Origin of the sequence: Bacillus sp. MUM 13 (assembly GCF_001866725.1) — a bacterium.
Classification (GTDB): domain Bacteria; phylum Bacillota; class Bacilli; order Bacillales; family DSM-1321; genus Peribacillus.
Map to the genome: position 1 here is coordinate 1 of NZ_MLYQ01000004.1, position 21,492 is coordinate 21,492.

Below are 21,492 nucleotides of genomic sequence, written 5' to 3' on the forward strand. Positions count from 1 at the left end.
CCTCGAGAACTATTTAAGTAACAACAATCTTTTAGAAAAGAGTCTTTTAAAAAGAAAGGAGTGGATAAAAATTAGTAAAGACTGTGATTCTATTTTATATCGGGAAGTTCAACGACCAAGACAATTATTATATATCATAGTGATAATTTTGGTTTCAGGCATTTTGTGGTGGGGATTTATCCAACAGATTATTTACGGAATTCAATTCGGAGACAAACCGGCTTCGGATATTGAGTTGGTAATAACTTGGGTTTTGTTCGGTCTGCTAATACCCTTGTTAGCGTTCCAAGTTAAGTTGATAACTGAAGTCCGCGGAGATGGGGTATATATCAAATTTGTCCCCTTCAATTTTGGATACCGGGTTTTTCATTATCAAAGTATCCAGGATTATAAAAGTGTTTCTTTTAGTTCGCTAAAACGTTTTGGAGGCTGGGGAATTCGTATTAATCTAAATGGAGAACGCCTTTATAATATTACAGGGAGCGATGGTGTCGAATTAAGGTTAACTTCAGGAGACATTGTTATAATAGGCTCAAAAAATTCCGATGATCTCAAAAAAGCATTGGATTTATCTTCCAGAGGTAATACTAAATAAATAACCTTCGTAATTGTTCTATGTAAAAAATTTTTTTATCGATCGAATACAACTGTTTCGTAATGGAATTGCTTTGCGGAAATCCACCCTTTGTTCCAATGCAGAAAAGTTTACGTAAACAGCCTAAAAAAAGAGGAAGCATTTGCTCCCTCTCATTAACTCGGATTATTCAGCATCAAAAACTTCAACTTTTTCCATTTTGTCTCCGTTTTTCATGTTTCTTGCTGTTTCAAGTCCGGACGTTACTTTTCCGAATACCGTATGAACACCATTCAAATGCGGCTGTGGCTCATGTACTACGAAAAATTGGCTTGATCCAGTGTCTTTGCCTGCATGTGCCATTGATAAGCTTCCTGCTTCATGCTTATGCGGATTGCCTTCTGTTTCGCATTTGATTGTAGTTCCGCTGCCTCCCATTCCAGTTCCAGTCGGATCTCCACCCTGGCTGACAAAGCCCGGAATGACGCGGTGGAAGATTACTCCATTATAAAATCCTGAATTTGCAAGGTTTTCAAAGTTTGCTACCGTATTAGGCGCTTCATTAGGGAACAAGTCAAACTCGATTTTTTCTCCATTTTCCATCAATATGTATCCTTTTTTAGCCATTAAAAACATCTCCTTTATAATTGAATCAGTCCCTATAATACCATTATTTTTCTAGGAAAGAAAAGTCTTGAGCCTTCCTTTGGAAGAATACTGTATGAAAAGCTCTTTTTTAATGTGAAATTCAAACAAATCACACCTTAGCAATCCATTCTCCTTAAAATCGCTTAATATGCCCTTTGGCGGATAAGTTTTTCAATATTCGCTTTGTCTGGAAGTGCTGAAATAGCTCCTTTTCCTGCCGTTGTAAGTGCACCTGCAGCATTGGAAAAATCCAGGATTTCTTTATAATGGTCAACAAATATTTGTCCGAGGTTCCCGCATTCTGCCTTTTGTTCCAAAAGTTTATAAAGAAGTCCTGCTATGAAAGCATCGCCTGCACCTGTTGTATCCATAACATCAACAGCAAACCCGGCTGAAGTGAATTTGTTATTTTTTAGATACAGGTCTGCACCGCTGCCTCCCTTTGTAAATACTACAGCTTGTACATCTCCTTTAAATAAAGAAGCAATTCCTTGTTCAACATCCGATAATCCCGTAATGAACTCCAATTCTTCATCAGATATTTTCACAATATGTGCCAACGGGATAAAATCAAGGATTGCTGACCTGCACTCTTCAGGATCATCCCAAAGAGGCAGGCGCACATTTGGGTCAAAACTGATTAAACTTCCTGCAGTTTTCGCCTGCTGGATTGCGTGAAGATGGGCCTGCTTCATAGGGCTTTCAACCAAATCAACAGAGCAAAAATGAAGTATATCCCCCTTGTTATAGACAATACCGCTTATTTCATCTTTATTAAGAAGCAAGTCTGCGGATGGTTTGCGGTAAAAGGAAAAGTCTCTTTCCCCGTCTTCCCTCAATGATACAAATGCAAGGCCGGTATTGGCTTCATGTGTCCTTTTGATATACTCTGTCTCTACACCTGCTTCTTTCAGAGTTTCAAGCAGGAAATCTCCAAAAGCATCTTCACCGAGTTTGGTAATCATCGATGACCTGCCTCCCCATTTAGCTGCTGCAGCAGCAACATTTGCAGGAGCACCGCCAGGAGCACGTTCAAATGCTGCTACGTCTTTAAGCTCCCTCCCTTTTTGAATAGGGATAAAGTCAATTAACAGTTCACCGATTGAAAATAATGTTCCCATATTTTACACCCCGCCTGAATATTCTTATGTTAGCTACAACTATAAGTGAAATATTCATATGTGTAAATTAACAGGGCTTTTACCAAAAATATGTTAAGGATTGCTTATCCATCCACTTTTTTTAGATATTCAGAAATAAACGTTTTCGTGCAGCAATACACTGGTGAATGACTCCCGAATGTCTGGCATAAGCCAGCAATTTTAAAATTAGCTGTATGGCTGTTTTGGACTGTTCGGCCAAAATTGATATTCGCATTTCCGGAAATCTCATTAACAATAAAATTCTCAACTTGTATGCTGTTTTTCATAATATTCCCCTTCTTTTACATTGGTAATTTCGTAAACTTTGCTGCAATGGCACGATGGCGGATTCCTCTCCAGGATGCTCGTTTTCTTAGTACAGGCGGTGAGCCTCCCTCAGCTTTAACAATGAGAACGTCTCATAGAAGCATTAATAAACAGCATTTTTTTGAAAGGCTGTTTTCGTAAACCTTGTTGTTGTCTGAACAAGGGGTTGATTTCCGCTACTGGATGCTCCAATCAACCTGCTTTAACAATAGATTTGCCTCGAAAACTTATTAAGTTACAACAACCTTTAAGAAAAGAGCCTTTTGAAAATAGCCTTTCCATTAGTGTATGTACAACTAAATAATTTGTTTGATGAACATGTCTGTATTTTTATAAAAACCATACAAGTAATGATACTTCCCCATTGTTTTGCATATACATGCTTGGACAGCCAAAATTAAAACTCTTCATTGGCTGATGGAACGGACATTTCCCTTGCTGCAATCTATATCGAATCTTATTACAAAATTTGGTGGTGTAATAGTTATGGTTATAATCAGAAAATTTCTTTTAATTGGATTTGCTGATTAGCTTCAGGAGCTCAATTTCCGTTCAAATCGCCATCAAAACAAAACCGTGCCACGCTTTAACACAGTCATAAAGGAGGAATCAACGAATGAAACGAAAAGCAGAATCTATTTTAGGAATCATAGGAATTGTCTTATCTGTACTTCTAGCCTTTTTAGGCATTTTGATGCTCGTCATCGATATTAATACGGATATTTTGCAAAATCAAATTGACACAGCTGTCTCAAGCAACCCTTCCATTGATACTGCTGATCTTAATGAGACCCTTTCTTTAGTGAATAAAATGGGCTGGATGCTTACAATTTCCTCTTTATTAGGAGCAGGCGCTGGCCTGGCGGGGCTTCTGTTTCTTAAAAGGCAGCGAATAAAAGCAGCTGGATCGTGCTTTCTTATAGGAACTGCGGCTATTGGACTTATCTCATTGGGAGTCGGCTTCCTTCCTGCTCTTTTGTTCTTAATTGCAGGAATTCTGAGCTTTGCCAGGAAAGATAATAACCATAATTTTCAAACTTGAATGAAATCAATGCTCTGCATGACTCTGAAAAGTAAGTAAGCCTCTGCCGCACCTGCTGGCAAGAGGCTATATTTATTTCCCTGGATAATCAGGAAGCAAATCCGCGAGAAGGTATAGGCACTCAAATGAATGACAATGCTTCGTACCACAGTCTGAACGGAAGGGTCTTTTATTACGAACTGATAGCTCATTTCCAGAATCTCTTCCAGGGTTGTTTATAGTCTCATAGCATCCCGAAGAAAAGACTTATAAATCTTTTCTTGCATGCTGCATATAATGTAGCGTTCTACTGCCTAACCAAGTTTTTTAAAAGGAGAGATTACATTTGCCGAATCCTCAAGCATCGAATATCAGCCTGCCTTCACCCTTGAATTGGTCTATACATGCTGACATTGCCGGAAGGCCAGTCATTTGGGGTTTTCTCACTATTAACTCGATTAGCGGCCGCAAGGTAAGCGGCACAATCAATTTTCGCGGCAAACCCCAGCCCATCGAAGGGAATTGGAATGAAGGAAATCTTCAGATTACGTTTAATTCTCCATATGCCTTCTTCACAGGAAATCTTTCCATATTTGATGACGCTCCTATCAGCATCCGTCATTTTCTCTTAAGCGGCCGTCTTGTCATGAATCAGCCATCGCCTCTAGCAGGGGAATCTGGCACATGGGTGGCTTCGGCTGATGTCAATACAAAACTTTATCCTGAGGCTGGAAAAAAACTTTTAGCTCAATCAAGCAAAACCCTTCCTCCTGTTGGTGTCTTTTTAACATCAGATTTAAGATATCGTCTTGCACAGCAAAGCTCACGGATTTAACAGCTGTACATCAAGGCTATAAGAAAAAGTATAATGCGGTGTTATCAGAATAAAATATCCTTTCCGCCATATACTTTTTCTATTTTCTTTTTTAGTTTCTTTTCAATTCAAAAACAGGTGGATTTTACATGCTCTCGCTGCTTGTCTTCTTAAAGTTTTCCCTGTTATGATAGGAGAGAACCTATACATATCTGGGGTGAACAACAAGTTTACATAATTCAATTATGAAACACCCTTTACACAAACCTGTACTTCTAACAGCCTTTATTTAACGGAATTGAAAACCTGAGAAATATCCAAGAAAAAACACTTCAGCTTGTGAAGGCAAATTTTAAACATTGAACTAATATGTATGAAAATGATTGGTACTCATGGGGCAATGGAGTGCCAAAGTAAATAAAAAAAAGTCAAAGGAGCGGATATTATGAATATTGATGCAGGATTTATAGAAGTACCAGGAGGAAAAATATGGTATCGCATAGCCGGAGGAGACAGCAGCAGTACCCCTCTTTTAGTTCTCCACGGCGGACCTGGTTCTGTACATGATCCCTTGACTGCCCTTGATGCAATCACTGCAGATAGACCAGTTATATATTATGATCAGCTGGGGTCCGGGAAGTCAGATCGGCCTTCAGAGCCTGGGTTATGGAATTTGGACCGATTTATCGAGGAACTTGATTGTGTCACTACTGCTCTCGGTTTCACCAAAGTCCACCTTCTGGGACATTCATGGGGTACAATGCTTGCCGCTGCTTATTTAATAGAACGCAAGCCAGCCGCAGTCCAGAGTGTCATCTTCTCCAGCCCCTGCCTAAGCGCAAAGCTTTGGAAAAGCGATGCCGACCGGCTGCTGAAAAAGCTGCCTGATGAAATTACGAATACCCTCGCACACTGTGAAGAAAACGGGACAACAGAATCAGAAGAATACAAAAAGGCGATGAAAGCATATTACCAGGAATTTGTATGCAGGATATCCCCATGGCCGGCAGTTTTAAAGAAAAGTTCTGAAGGATCGAACAATGAAGTGTATACAAGCATGTGGGGATCTTCTGAATTTTCCCCGACAGGCACACTGAAACACTTTGATGTAACATCAAAACTTCATGAAATCAGCATACCTGCACTATTTACCTGCGGAAGATATGATGAAGCAACACCTGAATCTACGGCGTATTACCATACACTTGTGGAAGGGTCACAATTTCATGTATTTGAAAAAAGCGCACATATGCCATATCTTGAGGAAAATGAAGAATATTTAAGGGCTGTGAAAGAATTTTTGAAATATGTTGAAAAGTAAAAACAAAAGCAGGCTGGTATAGAAATAGTCCAAATTCAGCCTGCTTTTACGATCAAACATCAGCACTTCAAGTTGTCCTGATGTTCATTACATAGCAGGATCCGTCACTGGCAAAATATAAATGCTCCCCTGCTGTCAGGTTAAACCAAACTCTTTGCCTATCATATAACAGTTTTTCCTCTTGTTCGAAATTTTCCAGCAGTTCTTTTGCAGGATTTATTATAATATTTTCGCTATAAGGCGTCGAAACAAAGCCTTTTGGGTTAGATGTTCTCCAAGGTTTTACTTCAGTAAGCCATTCACCTTGAAGAAGCACCGTTTGAGCTGTAATTTTAGATTTTCTGGTTTGTACCGACCATAACTGCTGGCAATTGCACCGATGTATTTTCCCCTTCATCTACCGATACCTGCTTTCCTAATTTGAAAAAATCTGTTATTACATCCTATTCGGCCGTCTGTTGAAATATTTATGAATCATTTTTAACTATAAATCCTTATACCTGAATTGCGCTTTAGTCCATATTTATGATGGAATGGCGCACGGGTCCCCTGCCTCATTTTAAATTGAACCAGAAGGATTGTGCTCCATTAGATAGCAGGATTATCAATGCGTATTTAAAAAACAAAAAAGCTGACAGGGCATATGTCAGCTTTTTAATATATTTTATTCTTGTATTTTATTAATATCTTTAACAGCAAGATGGAGACTGGAAAAGGTATGGATATCCTTGAAGTCAATGCCCAGATTCACCATGGTTTGTGCAATCTCTGGACGGATTCCTGTTAATCTTGCTGAAATTCCAACAAGCTTTAGGGAAGCGATGACTTTAAAAATCTGGTCGGCAACCATGGTATCGATAATAGGAACGCCTGATAGATCAATGATGATGACCTTTAAATTGTATTCTGTACCAAGCGCTAAGGCCCGCTCCATCAGCTGCTGAGCTCTTCTGGTATCCAAGTCCCCCACAAGAGGAAGAACACCAATTTCCTCAGTGATTCTTACTAGCGGGATGGAAAGCTCATAGACTGCCTTTTCGGCCACAATCAAGCTTGCAGCATGGCTCCTGGCATAAGAAAGGCTCAGCCAGTGTATAGCCTGGTCTACGACTGAATCGAACCTGGAAATAACTTCAAAAAAGGAATTTAAATCAAATTGATAGGCAATACATTCATCTTTTATTATTACACCTATGGTTTTACGGTAATACCGCACCTCTTCTATAGCTAAATCCAGCGGGAGCTGCATGTCAACAAGAAGATGGACTACATTGTCTCCCCACTTTTTCAGCTGTTCAAATGTATCTTGCTTATCTTTAAAAATAGAATCTGCATATATTTCAATTAAATTTTCTCTCCATTTTTTCAAAGCTTCATTTGCTTTTACAGTGTATGTTCCTGTATTATCATTTTTCCGCTGCAGTGCAAGTTCTGCTTTTTTACTTAAAATGGTTTCTGTAATTCTTTGCAATTGCTTATCCAGATTAATCAAATTCATCATATATCACCTCTAATATGTAAATTCATTCTAACATATCTGCTTATTGAGATGCCAATCCGCTGGCCCTGAAGCTCTCTGCCCATATCCCCTTCATTCCTTCATCACTCTGCCAGACTAAAATATTTCCATTGACTTAAAAGCATTATCGCCGTATATTATTACAGGTAAATGAATAATTTCTCACACATTTTTACCACATACTATACTATTTGAACAAAAAACATAAATCTCCTGCTGATTACTATAAAAACAACTAGAAAGGGAGAAGCAAAATGAATCATAAAAAACTTGGTTTTTGGATTTTATCAGCTCTTGTTATCGGAAATATGGTGGGCTCAGGCATATTTATGCTGCCCCGTTCATTAAGCGAAGCTGCAAGCCCTGCCGGAGTTATGTCTGCATGGCTGATTACTGGGTTGGGCGTGCTAATGACAGCCCTTGTATTTGGAAACCTTGCTATTAGAAAGCCTGATTTATCCGGGGGCCCCCAAATTTATGCAAAGGAACTTTTCAAGCCTGGTTCTCAAGCATCAACCCTGTCAGGCTTTATGTCTTCATGGGGTTATTGGATTGGAAACTGGGCAGGAAATGTTGCCATAGTCACCACATTTGCCGGCTATCTGAGCACGTTCTTTCCAGTCATGGTCAATCAGAAAGCTTTATTAACAATAGGAAGCTTCATGCTTAAGACCGGAAATGCCATAACTTTTGCAGTCTGCACCATCCTGTTATGGGGTGTTCACTTCATCATTTTAAAAGGGCTTGAAACAGCTGGTAAACTTAACTTCCTGGCAACAGCAGCAAAGGTTGCGGGATTTCTTCTTTTCATTATTATCGGATTATTTGCTTTCCAAAAAGCTAATTTAACTCCATTTGCAGCTCCAATTACCGGTGATAATGGACAGGCCGTCGGGATATTCGGCCAAATCAACCACGCCGCAGTCAAAACACTTTGGGCATTCATCGGCGTGGAATCTGCTGTTGTTTTTGCATCACGGGCCAAAAGGCAATTGGATGTTAAAAGAGCCACTACACTCGGCATGCTTGTTGCTCTTGCCATTTATATTGGCATCAGTACATTAGTAATGGGTGTATTGCAAAATGATGTGCTTGTTTCCTCCAATAAGCCTTTAATTGATGCAATGACGGCTATTTGCGGCCCTTGGGGCGGAAAAGTGCTTGCAGGGATCGGATTAATCAGTTTATTCGGATCAACCATCGGCTGGGTGATGCTGAGTGCAGAGGTGCCATATCAGGCAGCTCGCCAGGGATTGTTTTTGCCTGCTTTTATGAAGGTGAATAAAAAGGGAATTCCTGTATTCGCATTGGTTGTTAATAACATTTTGGGGCAGTTGTTCATTTTTTCTACCGTATCCAATACGATTTCTTCCGCCTTTGAATTTATAATTATTATTGCGACCCTATCTTACCTTGTTCCTTATTTTATTTCTTCCGTATTTCAGCTGAAACTGGTGCTGACTGGTGAAACCTATCACACACTAAAAAGCAGAATACAAGATGGTATCATAGCCGGATTATCGACAATTTATTCGCTTTGGGTCATCTATGCAGGTACAGCTGACCTAAAAACCTTCATACTTGGGATGGCACTGCTTGCCAGCGGCATTGTCTTTTATAAACGGATAACACCAAAAGCAGCTGCAGCTCCATCAACAAAGCTTTCTGCATAAACCATAAGCGTAAAGGCAAGTTTTTAGTTTGGTTAATGTAACTTAATTTACGGTGCGGACAATCGGAACATTCAGGGAGCCTTACCGCAGGCCTCACAATCCTCGCTGCTTTCAGGACTGAAATTAAAACAGGTTGAACAGCAAAAAGCCTCCCGGCGGGGAGGCTTTTTGTGCTGCGAACCTGCTATATCAGCTATTGCCCTGCTGTATAATATGTTCCAGTGCATCTTGGACTGTTTTGAACGTTATTAGGTCGCCAAAGGTAATTCCCAAGTCTATCAATTTAATGGCAACGGTTGATTTAATTCCGGTCAGTATTAGCTTTGTGCCGAGAAGAGAAATGGATTTATCCATCTTATACAGTGAGCTTGCTACAAATGTGTCCACTTCATAAATGGCAGACAAGTCTACAATTAGATACTCAGTCTGGCTGTCAGATATATAAGAAAGCACAGCTGTAATTATAGCTTCATAACGGTTACTGTCAAGGACGCCAATAATCGGCAGAATGGATACTTCCTTCCTCAGCGGGACAATGGGAGCCGACAGCTGCCTGATCTCCTTCATTGATTCAATTAACAGCTTTTCTTTTTCTCTCTCAGACGAGATATTCTTCTGTACACCTGTGAAATAGAGCTTACTTTCTTCCTCAACCCATAATGGTTCTATTGATAATTCGTTCCAGAACCCAGAGCCATCCTTCCGGTAATTATAAAGCTCAATGGTTATAGGCTCATGTTTTCTGATGGCATCGCGAATTTGCTGAACAGAGTTTTCATCCGTTTCCGGCCCCTGTAAAAACCGGCAATTCTTCCCTGCTACTTCTTCTTTTTCATAGCCTGTAAGGTCCAAAAAGCCTTTATTTACATATATAATTGGATGGTCAGGCAGCGAAGGGTCTGTTATGATTAAGCCTACCTTCGTATTATCAAGCGCTTTTTCAAATAAAAATAACTCAGAACCCTTTTTAACATTAACCATATTTTAAGATGTCATCTCCTTTGATAATCAGCTGCTGCCGAAAATAATTCAACAATCACTGCTTATTTGTTCTTAAACCAGAGACAATAGAATCCTTATTAAGATATTTGGAAGTCTGTAAGCCTTTGAAGATAGGTGTCTTTCTTAGTATCACTCAAGTTCTTTCTTCTTAATTCCCGCTTGGCGATCCTTATATCTTTGAAAGATCGAAATAGAAACAGTAAGCCAAAAAATGCTGGCAAAATAGGCGCCAATTACATCACTTGGATAGTGGACACCCAGATAGATCCTGCTGATGCCAATTGCTAATATCATACACATACTGAGGAATGTAAGAATTCTCCTTCCCCATGCAGAAGGAATATGCCGCCAAAGCAAAAATGCCAGAACACCATACAGAGCTACAGCCTCCATGCTATGTCCGCTTGGGAAACTAAAGCCCTGGGCATCCGCCAGCCTGTGCAGGCTTGGACGGGAACGATGAAATAACATTTTCAAAACCTGGTTCAGTACAGCTGTGCCGCCAATGACTGCAATAAACAGAATAAGTTCAAGCCTGTGATGCAGAAACTTATATAATACTAATAAAATAATGATGGAAAGAATCGCGACAATTTCAGTAGAACCAATCCAGGAAAAGAATTTCATGATTCCAGTCAGCCTCGGTGTTTCGAATTCCTGGACGAAGGAAATAATGGAATCATCAAACCTTTTTACCTTATCTCCATGAACAAAAATGGAAATCAGGCCAAATACAATAATTGAAAAAATGCTCACTGCATAACCTTTTGCTAATAATTTCTTTAAATTCATACTATCTCCTTCAAATTTGCATATTTCTATACAGGATTTTTTTAATAGCTTTGTGGATCTTGCCTGCTGATTTCCGCTTCCGGCATCCGCTATGCTGCTGCATAGCCGCCTTCCACAAAATATCAGATGCCGCTTTTCAGCAATTAAATATCAGCGCTGAAAAAACTGATACATCCAGTATAGCCGCTACAGCAGCCTTCTGCACTTTTTAGCTTTCTAAATGGAACACCCTGAAAAAAATAAAAATAGGTCAAAGTCCAATCCGGTTCTCTGTTTCTGACATAGGTTATATGGAGGAATTGCAAAAGGCATTCTTCGAAAACATATTAGGAGGAATTTATTATGTGCTTTGGCGGATGCGGATATGGGTATGCTGCTCCAGTAGCAACTGGTTACGGAAGCGGATTTGCATTAATCGTGGTATTGTTCATTCTTTTGATCATTATCGGTGCGGTGTGCTGGTCTGGGTATTAATTAATAATCAACTGGACATGGAAGATTCCATGTCCAGTAATTTTTTTCATCCTTTTATCTTAATTTTAAAACCTGTCCTATTGATAAATGATCACTTTTCAATGAATTTATTTTGATTAAAGCCGCAACTGATACATGCACTTTTTTGCTGATTGCACTTAGGGTGTCCCCTTTTATTACGGTATATGTCTTTGTCTTTACTGCCGCAGGCTGGACCGGAACCTTTAATACCTGTCCAATCTTAAGAGCATCGCTTTTAAGGGAATTGAGCTTCTTTAGTTCTGCAGAGGTAGTATGATATTTTTTTGCAATCTGATACAGGGAGTCTCCTTTTTTAACGGTATAGATATTTTTAACCCGAGATGTACCTGCAGTTTCATCGTCAAGCAAATATTTCATATCTTTACTGAAAGTTATATGATGTTTTGCTTTATATATATTTGCCTCTTTTTTAAACAAGCTGTCTTGCTTTGCTATAAAGGAAACTGCTTTATCGCTTGCTTTTTTATATTCTTCTTTTGATAAATCTTTTTGCAGATAATTAATTGTGTCCACTTCAAGGTTGTATATGGTAACCAATGTGTCATACAAATAGCCGTCCATTTTCTGCAGATCATGGTTCAATCCGATTAAGTCTGAATCGTCGTCTATTGCTTTGTCCAGATAATTCATGTATGCACCATAAATGCTGTCAGCCTCTTTTTCACTTTTTGCAGCGTTCAGCTTGGTTTTATAGCTTTCAACTTTATGCAGAATTTTTGCATAATGAGCGGCAAACGTATTAATTTCATTTTGATATTTTGAAGCTGAAACAGCTGCCGCAGACGCATCAGCAGGCTTTACAACAGCCACCCCTGCAAAAAATATAGACGCAGCTATTGCTGAGGCAGCCACTTTTTGAGACATTTTTTTCATAATTAAAACTCCTTTATAGATACTGAATGTTTTTAGCAGCAATCATTCTCCAACTCTAAAATCACTATTACTCTGAAACTGATGCATACATGGAACCAGCTTTACTTTTGCTTTCTTCTATTTGATATTGAAAACCAGACTTGATCCCGCAAAGACTGCAGATTAACAACCCAAGTTAAGATTCAATCGGAAGGGTAATCCGCTGTATTATTCTATTAGTTTACATAAAATAAATGGGATTATTTGAAATATGGAAAATGATTCAAACTGACGATACCATATGGAAAAACATTTGAATACAGGAAAGTTATTCCACATTCAATGTTATATTGGTTTTCTATCTTATAAAGACAAGTTAAATACTTTTTCCCTGAACATTTCCATCGCTTTGGAAGGTGCATGCTTCTTATGCTGCACAAAAGACAAATGCCGATTCAAAGGGCAGCCTTTAACACGGCAAATACTCATTTCTCCCATTTCCAGCTCTCTGCCTACTGTCCAGCGGGATATTAGCGATATGCCCAAACCAGCCATAACCGCTTCTTTAACTCCCTGGCTGCTGCTGAAAATAAAGGACCGCTGCACAGTAATATTACTTTCCTCTATAAATCTGTCTGTGAAGGTCCTCGTTCCTGAACCTTGTTCTCTCATTATCCAAATCTGGTTTTGGAGAAGTTCCTTTTCAATCACCCTCTTTTGCGACAAAGGGTGTGAGGAAGGAAGCAGCAAAACCATTTCATCATCGAGGAAAAACTGTGTTTGGATATCATCATAAGAAGAATCACCCTCAATCAGCCCCAAATCCAATAAGCTCTCATGCACTCCGTTTAGTACTTCTTCTGTATTTGAAATCATGATTTCAAAATCTACTTTGGGATATTGCACGGCATATTCAGCAACAATCTTGGGAAGTATATATTCTCCGATGGTAAAGCTTGCTCCAACTCTAATCATTCCTGTCACCTGGTTTGCCAGATCATCAATTTCCTGTTTCGCCTGCTGATGAAGGAAAAGGATTTGTTTAGCATGCTTATACAGAATTTCACCTGCTTCTGTCATTTGGACACGCTTCGGTGAACGTTGGATTAATTTGGCTCCCATTTCATGTTCAAGGTTTTTAATATGAACACTGACACTTGGCTGAGATAAATTCAGAAGCTCTGCAGCCCGGGAAAAATTCCTTAGTTCAACCACAGCTGTAAAAACCTTCATGGATTCTGTAATCATTACAGTTCCTCCCTTCATTTTATTTTATCATTAATTTTTTTAATGATTACGATAGAATAAATATATTTAACTTATGATACTAATACGTATACAGTATAGATATAAACATCTATTAGGAGTTGACACTATTGAAAAAATCACATGGCCGAAGCACTTCAGGATTTTTCCTGGGTATTGGGCTTACCCTATTTATTGCCATAGCTGCGAAATACTTATCACAGCTTCCATTTTTGAGTATATTAGGACAATTAGTTATTAGCATACTGATTGGCGTCCTCTGGAGGGCGTCCTCTGCAGTTCCGCCATCTATCAGGGCTGGGACCAATTTTTCAAGCAAAAAATTGCTCCGGATTGGAATTATCCTCCTCGGCATGAGATTAAACCTGGCAGATATCCTGCATGCAGGGCCATTGGTGTTCTTGCTTGCTGTCATACATATTGCTTTTACGCTAGCCGCTGTTTACTTGTTTTCCCGGTGGTTCAAAGCAGGGAAGGAGCTTTCCATACTGACTGCTTGCGGGACGGCCATATGCGGTGCTGCAGCAGTTGTTGCAATCGCAGCCCAAATTAAAGCAAAAGATGAGGAAACTGCCATAGCAGCTGCTTCTGTTGCCATTTTAGGCACCATTTTCACTCTGATTTATACCTTACTTTATCCAGTGCTTGGGCTCTCGCCTCATGCATATGGAATATTTGCCGGAAGCACCCTGCACGAAATTGCCCATGTTATTGCTGCAGCCGCTCCGGCGGGAAAGAATGCTATAGATTTAGCTGTCATTGTAAAATTGACCAGGGTAGCCTTACTCGTTCCTGTTGCTCTTCTGATCGGTTTTTTTATGAAAAGCAAGGCTTCTGAACAGAGTAAGAGAGACTGGAGAAAACTCCCTGTTCCATGGTTTATTATCGGATTTATTGCCGCAAGCTCCGTCCATACATTAGGAATTTTTCCTGATTATATATCAAATTTTGCTGTTTTGGCAGCTTATATGCTGATTGCAATGGCAATGGCAGGACTCGGTCTTAGTGTTGATCTCTCTGCATTCAAGCGGTTAGGGCTTCCATCTTTTGCAGCTGGTTTAATAGGGTCCGTCCTGCTTTCATTTCTTGGATATTATTTAATACATCTTTTCCATTTAGTATAATTGCTCTTGCCTGCACAGATTAATCTGTACTGTTGATTTAACCATGTTGGATCTGTCTTGTAAACGGCGTGAAAGAAGGAACAGAATGGCTGAAACAACTGAACTACCAGCAAGAAATATGACAAGTGGCGGGGAGTGGTGAACATGTGTTCAACGAGGCCTTATGGAGTCAAAAACATAGCAGAAATGCTCGTTAAACAACTGTATTCCTGCAAAATACTTTTGCATCTCTACATGAAGGGACCCAATTTACTGAAAACACGCCTGTTTTACTGTGCCATCTAATAAATGCACAGTAAAACAGGCATGTTTCCAACGAGCCCGTTATTCTGCACTTTTTCCGAAAATATTAGCATATTCATCTTCAAGTTCCAAAAGTGTCAGCTGAAATAAATGTACGTTGTTTTTCTTATATATACCATGATTGATTAAGGTATCAATCAAACAGCTTTTCCTCGCTTCTGCTGTTTGGTTAGCCATAGAGTTTCCAGCTCCTTTCTCAGTATTACAAGTTTTTGGGGCTTGGCGGCCAAAATAAAAGCCTCTTCTTACAAAATGTAAGAAGAGGCGGATGCACAATGGTATTCTCTTCTTATCTTTCAAGCATACGCTTGCTGGAATTGGCACAGTACTCCTGTAAAGGAGTCCGCTGCCGAGGTTTCACAGGGCCTAGTCCCTCCGCCTCTCTTGATAAGCTGATATGAAATTATGGAGCAAAAAAATTCTTATGTTTTTGCTTTTCTTGAAAGCTGCAGCAAAGGGAAAGCATCTTCACTATGTAAGGAATAAAGATTTGCTTTCTTTGATCTTCATTCTCTTTGTCTTGATTGTTTGAGGAGAAAATCCCGTATTATATTATTTCTTTTTATCTTTGTTAGAAGAAAAAAGCATATATATAATATTAAAGACTAACTCGAATGCCATTGTATTTTACCCCTTTGCGTTTTGGAATTTCTTAGTATGCGCTTTTACATTCCTTATAATAAAAGCACGGCATGAATCTGTCAATACTTTTTGGCACGACTTTTTATCCTGTAAATTTTCCCACTCAAAAACTGCCTTCATTAACCGCGTTGCTGCTGCTTTTCCTTTTTAGCTTTAATATATAAGGCAGTTTTTTGTAAACTTTGTTGCTACGAAATAAGGTGGCTGATTTCTGCTTCATAAACTCGAGTTAACCATCCATTCGGATCAATTAAATTCATTAAAAAACAGCAATCTATAAAAAAAAACATGAAAAAAGCCGGAAATCTCCTTTTTTCCTGAGAAATACAGCTTTATTCTTATACTTATTTATTTCCGGTGCACTTCATGAATTAGCCCGGGCAGCCATTCATTTACATCAGTAAATGCAAATCCTAATTCTTTTGCTTTTTTATTGCTCATTACCCATGTAACAGGTAAATTATAAGGTGATTCATTATCCTGATTTTTATCATCAGCCAAAATAAAGCTTTTTTCAGTTTCGTTTTCGATAAGCCCCAGCATTTCCCTTAGTGTAAGAAGGCCGCTTGATGCTGCATTAATCGGACCTTCAATCCCTGCATTTGCGGCCCAGCATAGAAATTCCCCTGCCTCTTCTTCTGTGATGAAAGAAATAGCGGCTTCGGGATTACTGAAATATATCTCTTTCCCTGCCTCAATCCGGTCAATATGAAAGGTTAGCCGATTGGTATAATCGTTCATCCCCTGTACAATAGGAAACCTGACACAAACGGTTTTGAATGGTGCTTCCTGGCAAAACACAGATTCTGCCAGCCTTTTCCCTTCGCCATAAGAAACGTCTTGGGGATTTTGCGGAATATTATAATGATAAGGATCAAAATCACCTTCAGAAAGCATGTCTTCCGAAAACTCATACACCGACATGGAAGACGTGAATATGTACTGTTCTGTTTTACCAGCAAACACATTGATTGCTTCCCTGGCATCTTTGGCTGTATAACAAATCTGATCAAAAACAACATCCCACTTGCCATCCTTGAAGGCACTGAAAAAACTGCTTTCATCATTTCTGTCAAAAGAAATAGTTTTAACTTTATCACCAAAAGGAATTTCGTTTTTACCCCTTGTGGCAACCGTAACATCCACTCCTTTTTCCAAAAGTGCGTTAACCAGGTGCTTTCCAAAAAAACGCGTGCCGCCAAGTACCAATGCTTTTTCCATATCCTTCTCCCCTGCTTTCTGCTTTATTGTATTTTCATGCATCCATACAAACACTGTATATTCAGTTTATTCAAAAAATGAGTCTATGTCCAATGAGATCATTTTCCCGCGGCAATGAACAGCCATAAGCTTGCAGTGGATTGGAAATTCTTCATGTCAGCTTGCTTGAAAATACTTCCATTCAGGATTAATAACAAGATGGCAAAAAAAAATCCCGGCTGCACCAGGATTTTTTAAGCTTTATAATCAGCCGTTAACTTCTTTATTCAAGCTCGGTTTTAAAAGCTTTGCATCTTCAAATACTTTACCCATTTTATCTTCGCCCTTTGTGAATATTTCATTTGCTCCATCAAGTGCTGGTGCAGATTTTTTCAGCTCTTCTGCTTTAGTTTGATAAGAATCTGTAAAATCTTTAATAGCTGCTTCTAAATCACTGCTTTGATTTTTTAGTTCAGCCGGTATTTTCACTTTTTTCAGTTCTTCAGCAACAGCTGCTGCAGAGACTTGTGCGTTTGTTTTCATCTTTGCATCACTACTGTCTCCTGATGCTTCGTATGTATTCAAGTCAGTATCTTTGCTATTAATAGTGTTTGCTAGCTCAGAGTAAAGATGAACAAGTGATTTTTTCACTTTTTGCTGATCTGCAGCGCTGTCTGCAGAAGATTTCTTTTTGGCGGAATTCCCTTCCCCCTCCGATGAACAAGCCATTAAACCAATAGACATCATAAATGCTGAAAACAAAATTAAAAACTTCCTCATTTTGCAGCTCCTTTTTAACGTAGTATGTATAAGGCAAAATACCGTCCAGTTAAGGGATATTTCGAATTCGGAAAATTATATTTATTATTCTGGAATAAAAATTTTTATAACTCTTCACAGAATTTTCTTAATATTCCACCCTATTTATAAGCAAAAACAGTATGTAAACCTTTACTTCATTATTATAGAAGGTAGAATTCACAATTTCAATCAAAACTTTGATAATATAGTAATTTTGGAACTTTTAGATAATTCTTATTCTTCCTTCTTGATCACCCTTTACTACTGAACATTGTAATTTTTACTGATTCAATGTTTTTCCTGTAAATCTTTAGAAATAACCATGCCATTGTAATTCTGTGATTTTCTCACATAAATACATGTTCTCTGCATATCTCTTAATCTAGCCATAATTATCCTGAATGATTTCTGACCTTTTATTAACAATTTTTTATGCTAATGACTTTTTTTCCAATTAATGCAAGAATAATAGAAGGGGGCGATTTTATTGAAGGTGCTGATTGGCTCAATAATTGTTGTTTTGCTGATATGTTTGGGAGTTTGGCTGATCATTTCTCCTGCTTTCACAAAAGTCGGGGATACAGCAAAGAAGATGAAAAAAAAATTAGAGGAGGACAAAAATGGAAACGAAAAATAAAAAAGGATTAAACCGCAAAACACTTGGCGGAATCATTGTTGCTGTGGCATTAGTCCTTGCGCTTGGAGTTACCGCACTATTTATTCAAAAAATACCAAATGGATATGTAGGTGTTGTATACAGCCCTAATGGCGGTGTACAAAATAAAACGCTTGGGCAAGGCTGGCACTTAGTAGGGCTGTTCGACAAGGTTACTGTTTATCCTGTCAGAATGCAGACAGTAAATTACAGGGATATTCAGGTCGCTACATCCGACGGAAAAAATGTCACCATTGATTTTGCATATAATTACAATATCCAGCCAGACAAGGTGGTAGGCGTTTTCAACAAATTCGGACCGATAGATGTGGAGCAAATAGAACAATCTTATTTAAGAACAAGACTATGGGATGCAGGACGGAAAGCAATCGCAAAGTATTCTGTCATCGATACATACGGAGAGAAGTCGTCTGAAGCAGCCGTAAACGTCCAGAAAATATTTTCAGAAGATATTGGGCGGCTCGGTTTTTCTGTAGACAATCTAACACTTGGTGTTCCAAAACCTGATAAATCAACACAGGCAGCCATTGATAAACGGGTGGAAGCTGCACAGGAATTAGAAAGAAAGCAGATTGAGCTTAAGATTGCCAAAGCTGAAGCACAGAAAAAACAAATACAGGCGAAAGCAATTGCTGAATATAATGAAACAATTAAAAAGTCAATCAGCAAGGAAGTTATTCAAAATAGCTGGATTGAAAAATGGGATGGGAAAATGCCGAATGCCATGGGCTCCAATCAGCTTATTTCCATACCGATTGACGGAAACAGCAGTTCAAAAAAATAACCTGGAAAAAAGCCGTACATGTTCCATACTTCTGGAACATTACGGCATTTTTTATGTCTTAATTCTCCTATGGCCCTGTTTCTTCTCCTGCTTCTGCTGTTATTTCGGGTAATTATGGCCGCTCTATGTATATAAAGTACTGTATTTTCGCTGCGATACCTGCTCATTCCTGCAAACTTTGCATGTAAGCCAGTATTGTCTGCTATACTGTAATAACGTATAGTACTAGTAATTCAGCTAAAAGAAATCAGAAGTAATGTTAAAGAAAACATGTAAAAAGGATGAAATATATTTTGGATAAACTAGAAAACAGCCATAATTACATATATACCTATGTCTGCAATGCAGAAGAAAGGTCTCTATGCCACTTAGAAATGCGTTCTTTTTTCGGACATGATAGTCAAAAAAATGTTATTAAAAGCAATGTTAAAATTGATCCGAGCAGGAGCCCTTTTATCAAAGAAAGAATTGACATACTTTTTGAAGGAGAAACACTGTCAGACATTCTCTTGCATGCAGAAAACATACATATGCATGACGAAACCTTCAGGGTGGTTTTTATCAAAATCAATGATCTTGATAAAGAAGAAAAAATAGAATACCAGGAACGTTTGAAAATTGAACGAGATGTCGGCTGGCGGATCAACGGAAAAGCAGATCTCAGAAAGCCCAGGCAAATTTTTGGTGTCGGGGTATTTGAAGACCGCTGGTACCTTGGTAAATATACGAAAAGTGAAGCGGTTTGGCTGCGCCATTTAAAAAAGCCAAGAGAATATTCTACAGCGCTAAGCACCCGTGTAGCCAGGGCAGCCGCCAACATTGCCGTGCCTCATCCGGCAGGCAAAAAGGCGATTGATCCATGCTGCGGAATCGGAACTGTTTTAGTAGAGGCACTGTCCATGGGCATCGATATTATTGGACGGGATATCAATCCATTAGTCACAAATGGCTCACGGGAAAACATTGCTTATTTTGGATTAACCGGTGACGTGACAACAGGTCCTATCTCAGAAATAAATGAGTATTTCGATGCTGCTATTATTGATATGCCGTACAATCTCTATACACATGCAACACCAGAATCTCAATTATCCATCTTGAAGCATGCACGAAGAATAGCCGCTAAAGCTGTAATTATCACCATTGATAATATTGACGATATGGCAGATGAAGCAGGCTTTATAATTTCAGACCGCTGTGTTGCCAAAAAAGGGCTGTTTGAAAGACAAATTCTTGTTTGTATATAAAAATGTGAGCGGAAGCCTAATGGTTTCCGCTCACATTTCATTCATTTAAGGCATGCTCTAATGCTTTTCTGTTTTTTTCCATGACGGCAATATAATCCAGACCTTGTTTTTGCTCTTTATCTGTTAAACCTTCCAAGGGATTCAGCACATCTGTTTTAGCATGCACTTCCTTGGCAAGTGTGTGTGCGACCTTCGGACTTGTGAGCGTCTCAAAAAACACGGTTTTTATATGGCGTTTTTGAACTTCATTGGCAATTTCCTCAAGGCCCTTCAAGGATGGCTCCTGATCTGGCGACAGTCCTGCCACCGCAATTTGCTTTAGGCCATATTGTTTAGCTAAATACGAAAACGCTGTATGCTGGGTAACAAATTCTTTTCTTTTTGCATGTTTTGCAGTCTTTTTAAAATTTGCATCGAGTACATTCAGTTTTTTGCTGAAGGCCAGATAATTTTTCTCATAATCTTTTTTATGGGCCGGATCTTTTTTTACTAGCCCTCTATAAATATTTTCTGCTTCTTTTTTTGCCAGAGCAGGATCGAGCCAAACATGAGGATCAAGCGACTGGACATTGCTGTCTCCTTCTCCTTTTCCATCAGCAAGCGGAAGTCCCTTGCTTGCTTCGATGACAGTAAGGTTTTTTTGATTAATGGATTGCAGGACCTTATTCACCCAATTTTCCATAGATGCTCCGTTATATATAAAAACATCAGCGTTTTGTATATCGATTAAATCCTTTGTCGATGGCTCCCAATCATGCGGCTCCACCCCTGCAGGAATCAGGATTTTTACTGAAGCATTATTACCTGCAATATTTTTGGCAAAATCGTACATAGGATAAAAAGTTGTAACGATCTTTAATTTTCCGTTGCCTTCTCTTCCGTTTTCATTACTGCTGGATTGGCAGCCCGAAAGAGCGAACAGGACAGCAGCCAAAACAACAGGCAGCATTTTTTTAATCATTGTATTTCCTCCCTTAAGAAATCGTAACAATTACGATTTGACTTTCATAGTGTAATATAAAACAATGAGGTTTGTAAATAAATATATACCGTTTTTTCTTTTACCATGCCCTTTTAAACTTTATTTATACATGAAGAAAGGCCGCATGTATACGGCCTTTCACTAATTCCATTATTCCGACTTATTCCGTTTTGCCTCTTTCAGTGCTTTTTTTAAAATAAGCTCCATCTGCGAATTAACGCTCCTTAATTCATCCGTGGCCCAGCGTTCAATGGCGTCATAGGTTT

At 38.9% G+C, this 21,492-nt stretch carries 23 protein-coding genes and 1 riboswitch; of the genes, 10 read left to right on the forward strand and 13 right to left on the reverse strand.

Annotated elements, in window-relative coordinates; genetic code table 11:
• Window positions 1-595, forward strand: a 595-nt coding sequence (locus BIV59_RS23455) for a DUF6141 family protein (RefSeq protein WP_083391999.1), incomplete at its 5' end; no start/stop codon positions are given.
• A gap of 165 nt (window positions 596-760) precedes the next feature.
• Here the strand turns inward: BIV59_RS23455 and BIV59_RS01875 are convergent.
• The 3 genes from BIV59_RS01875 to BIV59_RS01885 form a co-directional block, all read right to left on the reverse strand.
• On the reverse strand, window positions 761-1,201 hold the full coding sequence (locus BIV59_RS01875) for a peptidylprolyl isomerase (RefSeq protein ID WP_071349743.1): 441 nt from the start codon (window positions 1,199-1,201) through the stop codon (window positions 761-763).
• Window positions 1,202-1,365: 164 nt separating this feature from the next.
• Window positions 1,366-2,343 carry a carbohydrate kinase family protein gene (locus tag BIV59_RS01880; protein WP_071349744.1) on the reverse strand — a complete coding sequence of 326 codons (978 nt, stop codon included), beginning with the start codon at window positions 2,341-2,343 and terminating at the stop codon, window positions 1,366-1,368.
• Window positions 2,344-2,447: 104 nt separating this feature from the next.
• Window positions 2,448-2,651: a spore germination protein gene (locus tag BIV59_RS01885; RefSeq protein WP_071349745.1), complete on the reverse strand. Its 204-nt coding sequence runs from the start codon at window positions 2,649-2,651 to the stop codon at window positions 2,448-2,450.
• Between the two features lie 656 nt (window positions 2,652-3,307).
• Here BIV59_RS01885 and BIV59_RS01890 point away from each other — a divergent pair.
• From BIV59_RS01890 to BIV59_RS01905, 3 genes are all read left to right on the forward strand, one after another.
• On the forward strand, window positions 3,308-3,733 hold the full coding sequence (locus tag BIV59_RS01890) for a DUF4064 domain-containing protein (protein ID WP_071349746.1): 426 nt from the start codon (window positions 3,308-3,310) through the stop codon (window positions 3,731-3,733).
• Window positions 3,734-4,058: 325 nt separating this feature from the next.
• A complete protein-coding gene (locus tag BIV59_RS01900; protein WP_071349748.1) occupies window positions 4,059-4,547 on the forward strand; it encodes a hypothetical protein in 489 nt (162 codons plus the stop codon).
• A 424-nt stretch (window positions 4,548-4,971) separates the two neighbouring features.
• Window positions 4,972-5,847 (forward strand): proline iminopeptidase-family hydrolase, encoded by an 876-nt coding sequence (locus BIV59_RS01905; protein WP_071349749.1) that lies wholly within the window; start codon window positions 4,972-4,974, stop codon window positions 5,845-5,847.
• A gap of 67 nt (window positions 5,848-5,914) precedes the next feature.
• On the opposite strand, the gene BIV59_RS01910 is transcribed toward BIV59_RS01905, so the two are convergent.
• Both BIV59_RS01910 and BIV59_RS01915 read right to left on the reverse strand, forming a co-directional pair.
• On the reverse strand, window positions 5,915-6,244 hold the full coding sequence (locus tag BIV59_RS01910; protein WP_071349750.1) for a hypothetical protein: 330 nt from the start codon (window positions 6,242-6,244) through the stop codon (window positions 5,915-5,917).
• A 267-nt stretch (window positions 6,245-6,511) separates the two neighbouring features.
• Entirely contained in the window at window positions 6,512-7,348 is an 837-nt protein-coding gene (locus BIV59_RS01915) for an STAS domain-containing protein (RefSeq protein WP_240501835.1), read from the reverse strand.
• 272 nt (window positions 7,349-7,620) lie between these two features.
• On the opposite strand from BIV59_RS01915, the gene BIV59_RS01920 reads away from it, so the two are divergent.
• Window positions 7,621-9,039 (forward strand): amino acid permease, encoded by a 1,419-nt coding sequence (locus BIV59_RS01920; RefSeq protein ID WP_071349751.1) that lies wholly within the window; start codon window positions 7,621-7,623, stop codon window positions 9,037-9,039.
• Window positions 9,040-9,228: 189 nt separating this feature from the next.
• On the opposite strand, the gene ytvA is transcribed toward BIV59_RS01920, so the two are convergent.
• A complete protein-coding gene (gene ytvA, locus BIV59_RS01925; RefSeq protein ID WP_071349752.1) occupies window positions 9,229-10,020 on the reverse strand; it encodes a YtvA family blue-light photoreceptor in 792 nt (263 codons plus the stop codon).
• Between the two features lie 150 nt (window positions 10,021-10,170).
• The gene (locus BIV59_RS01930) at window positions 10,171-10,833 is read right to left on the reverse strand and encodes a phosphatase PAP2 family protein (protein ID WP_071349753.1); all 663 of its coding nucleotides are present in this window, start codon (window positions 10,831-10,833) and stop codon (window positions 10,171-10,173) included.
• A gap of 342 nt (window positions 10,834-11,175) precedes the next feature.
• Here BIV59_RS01930 and BIV59_RS01935 point away from each other — a divergent pair, with 342 nt between their 5' ends.
• Entirely contained in the window at window positions 11,176-11,307 is a 132-nt protein-coding gene (locus BIV59_RS01935; protein WP_071349754.1) for a YjcZ family sporulation protein, read from the forward strand.
• Between the two features lie 54 nt (window positions 11,308-11,361).
• On the opposite strand, the gene BIV59_RS01940 is transcribed toward BIV59_RS01935, so the two are convergent.
• Both BIV59_RS01940 and BIV59_RS01945 read right to left on the reverse strand, forming a co-directional pair.
• Window positions 11,362-12,222, reverse strand: a complete 861-nt coding sequence (locus BIV59_RS01940) for a LysM peptidoglycan-binding domain-containing protein (RefSeq protein ID WP_071349755.1) — start codon at window positions 12,220-12,222, stop codon at window positions 11,362-11,364.
• 342 nt (window positions 12,223-12,564) lie between these two features.
• Window positions 12,565-13,449: a LysR family transcriptional regulator gene (locus BIV59_RS01945; RefSeq protein WP_071349756.1), complete on the reverse strand. Its 885-nt coding sequence runs from the start codon at window positions 13,447-13,449 to the stop codon at window positions 12,565-12,567.
• A 119-nt stretch (window positions 13,450-13,568) separates the two neighbouring features.
• Between BIV59_RS01945 and BIV59_RS01950 the strand changes: the two genes are divergently transcribed.
• Window positions 13,569-14,591 carry a YeiH family protein gene (locus BIV59_RS01950; protein WP_071349757.1) on the forward strand — a complete coding sequence of 341 codons (1,023 nt, stop codon included), beginning with the start codon at window positions 13,569-13,571 and terminating at the stop codon, window positions 14,589-14,591.
• Between the two features lie 324 nt (window positions 14,592-14,915).
• On the opposite strand, the gene BIV59_RS24355 is transcribed toward BIV59_RS01950, so the two are convergent.
• The 3 genes from BIV59_RS24355 to BIV59_RS01965 form a co-directional block, all read right to left on the reverse strand.
• The gene (locus BIV59_RS24355; protein WP_481747407.1) at window positions 14,916-15,194 is read right to left on the reverse strand and encodes a Fur-regulated basic protein FbpA; all 279 of its coding nucleotides are present in this window, start codon (window positions 15,192-15,194) and stop codon (window positions 14,916-14,918) included.
• Window positions 15,181-15,288, reverse strand: a riboswitch (SAM riboswitch). (Overlaps the previous gene by 14 nt.)
• Before the next feature lie 596 nt (window positions 15,289-15,884).
• Window positions 15,885-16,757, reverse strand: a complete 873-nt coding sequence (locus BIV59_RS01960) for an NAD-dependent epimerase/dehydratase family protein (RefSeq protein ID WP_071349759.1) — start codon at window positions 16,755-16,757, stop codon at window positions 15,885-15,887.
• A gap of 246 nt (window positions 16,758-17,003) precedes the next feature.
• The gene (locus BIV59_RS01965; protein WP_071349760.1) at window positions 17,004-17,516 is read right to left on the reverse strand and encodes a hypothetical protein; all 513 of its coding nucleotides are present in this window, start codon (window positions 17,514-17,516) and stop codon (window positions 17,004-17,006) included.
• Window positions 17,517-18,024: 508 nt separating this feature from the next.
• Here BIV59_RS01965 and BIV59_RS23145 point away from each other — a divergent pair.
• From BIV59_RS23145 to BIV59_RS01975, 3 genes are all read left to right on the forward strand, one after another.
• Window positions 18,025-18,174 (forward strand): DUF92 domain-containing protein, encoded by a 150-nt coding sequence (locus BIV59_RS23145; protein WP_139194285.1) that lies wholly within the window; start codon window positions 18,025-18,027, stop codon window positions 18,172-18,174.
• Window positions 18,158-18,997: a prohibitin family protein gene (locus BIV59_RS01970; protein WP_071349761.1), complete on the forward strand. Its 840-nt coding sequence runs from the start codon at window positions 18,158-18,160 to the stop codon at window positions 18,995-18,997. The genes BIV59_RS23145 and BIV59_RS01970 overlap by 17 nt, the downstream gene beginning before the upstream one ends.
• 281 nt (window positions 18,998-19,278) lie before the next feature.
• The gene (locus BIV59_RS01975; protein ID WP_071349762.1) at window positions 19,279-20,244 is read left to right on the forward strand and encodes a TRM11 family SAM-dependent methyltransferase; all 966 of its coding nucleotides are present in this window, start codon (window positions 19,279-19,281) and stop codon (window positions 20,242-20,244) included.
• A 37-nt stretch (window positions 20,245-20,281) separates the two neighbouring features.
• Here BIV59_RS01975 and BIV59_RS01980 read toward each other — a convergent pair whose 3' ends face one another.
• Window positions 20,282-21,205 carry a metal ABC transporter substrate-binding protein gene (locus BIV59_RS01980; protein ID WP_139194286.1) on the reverse strand — a complete coding sequence of 308 codons (924 nt, stop codon included), beginning with the start codon at window positions 21,203-21,205 and terminating at the stop codon, window positions 20,282-20,284.
• Between the last annotated feature and the right edge of the window lie 287 nt (window positions 21,206-21,492).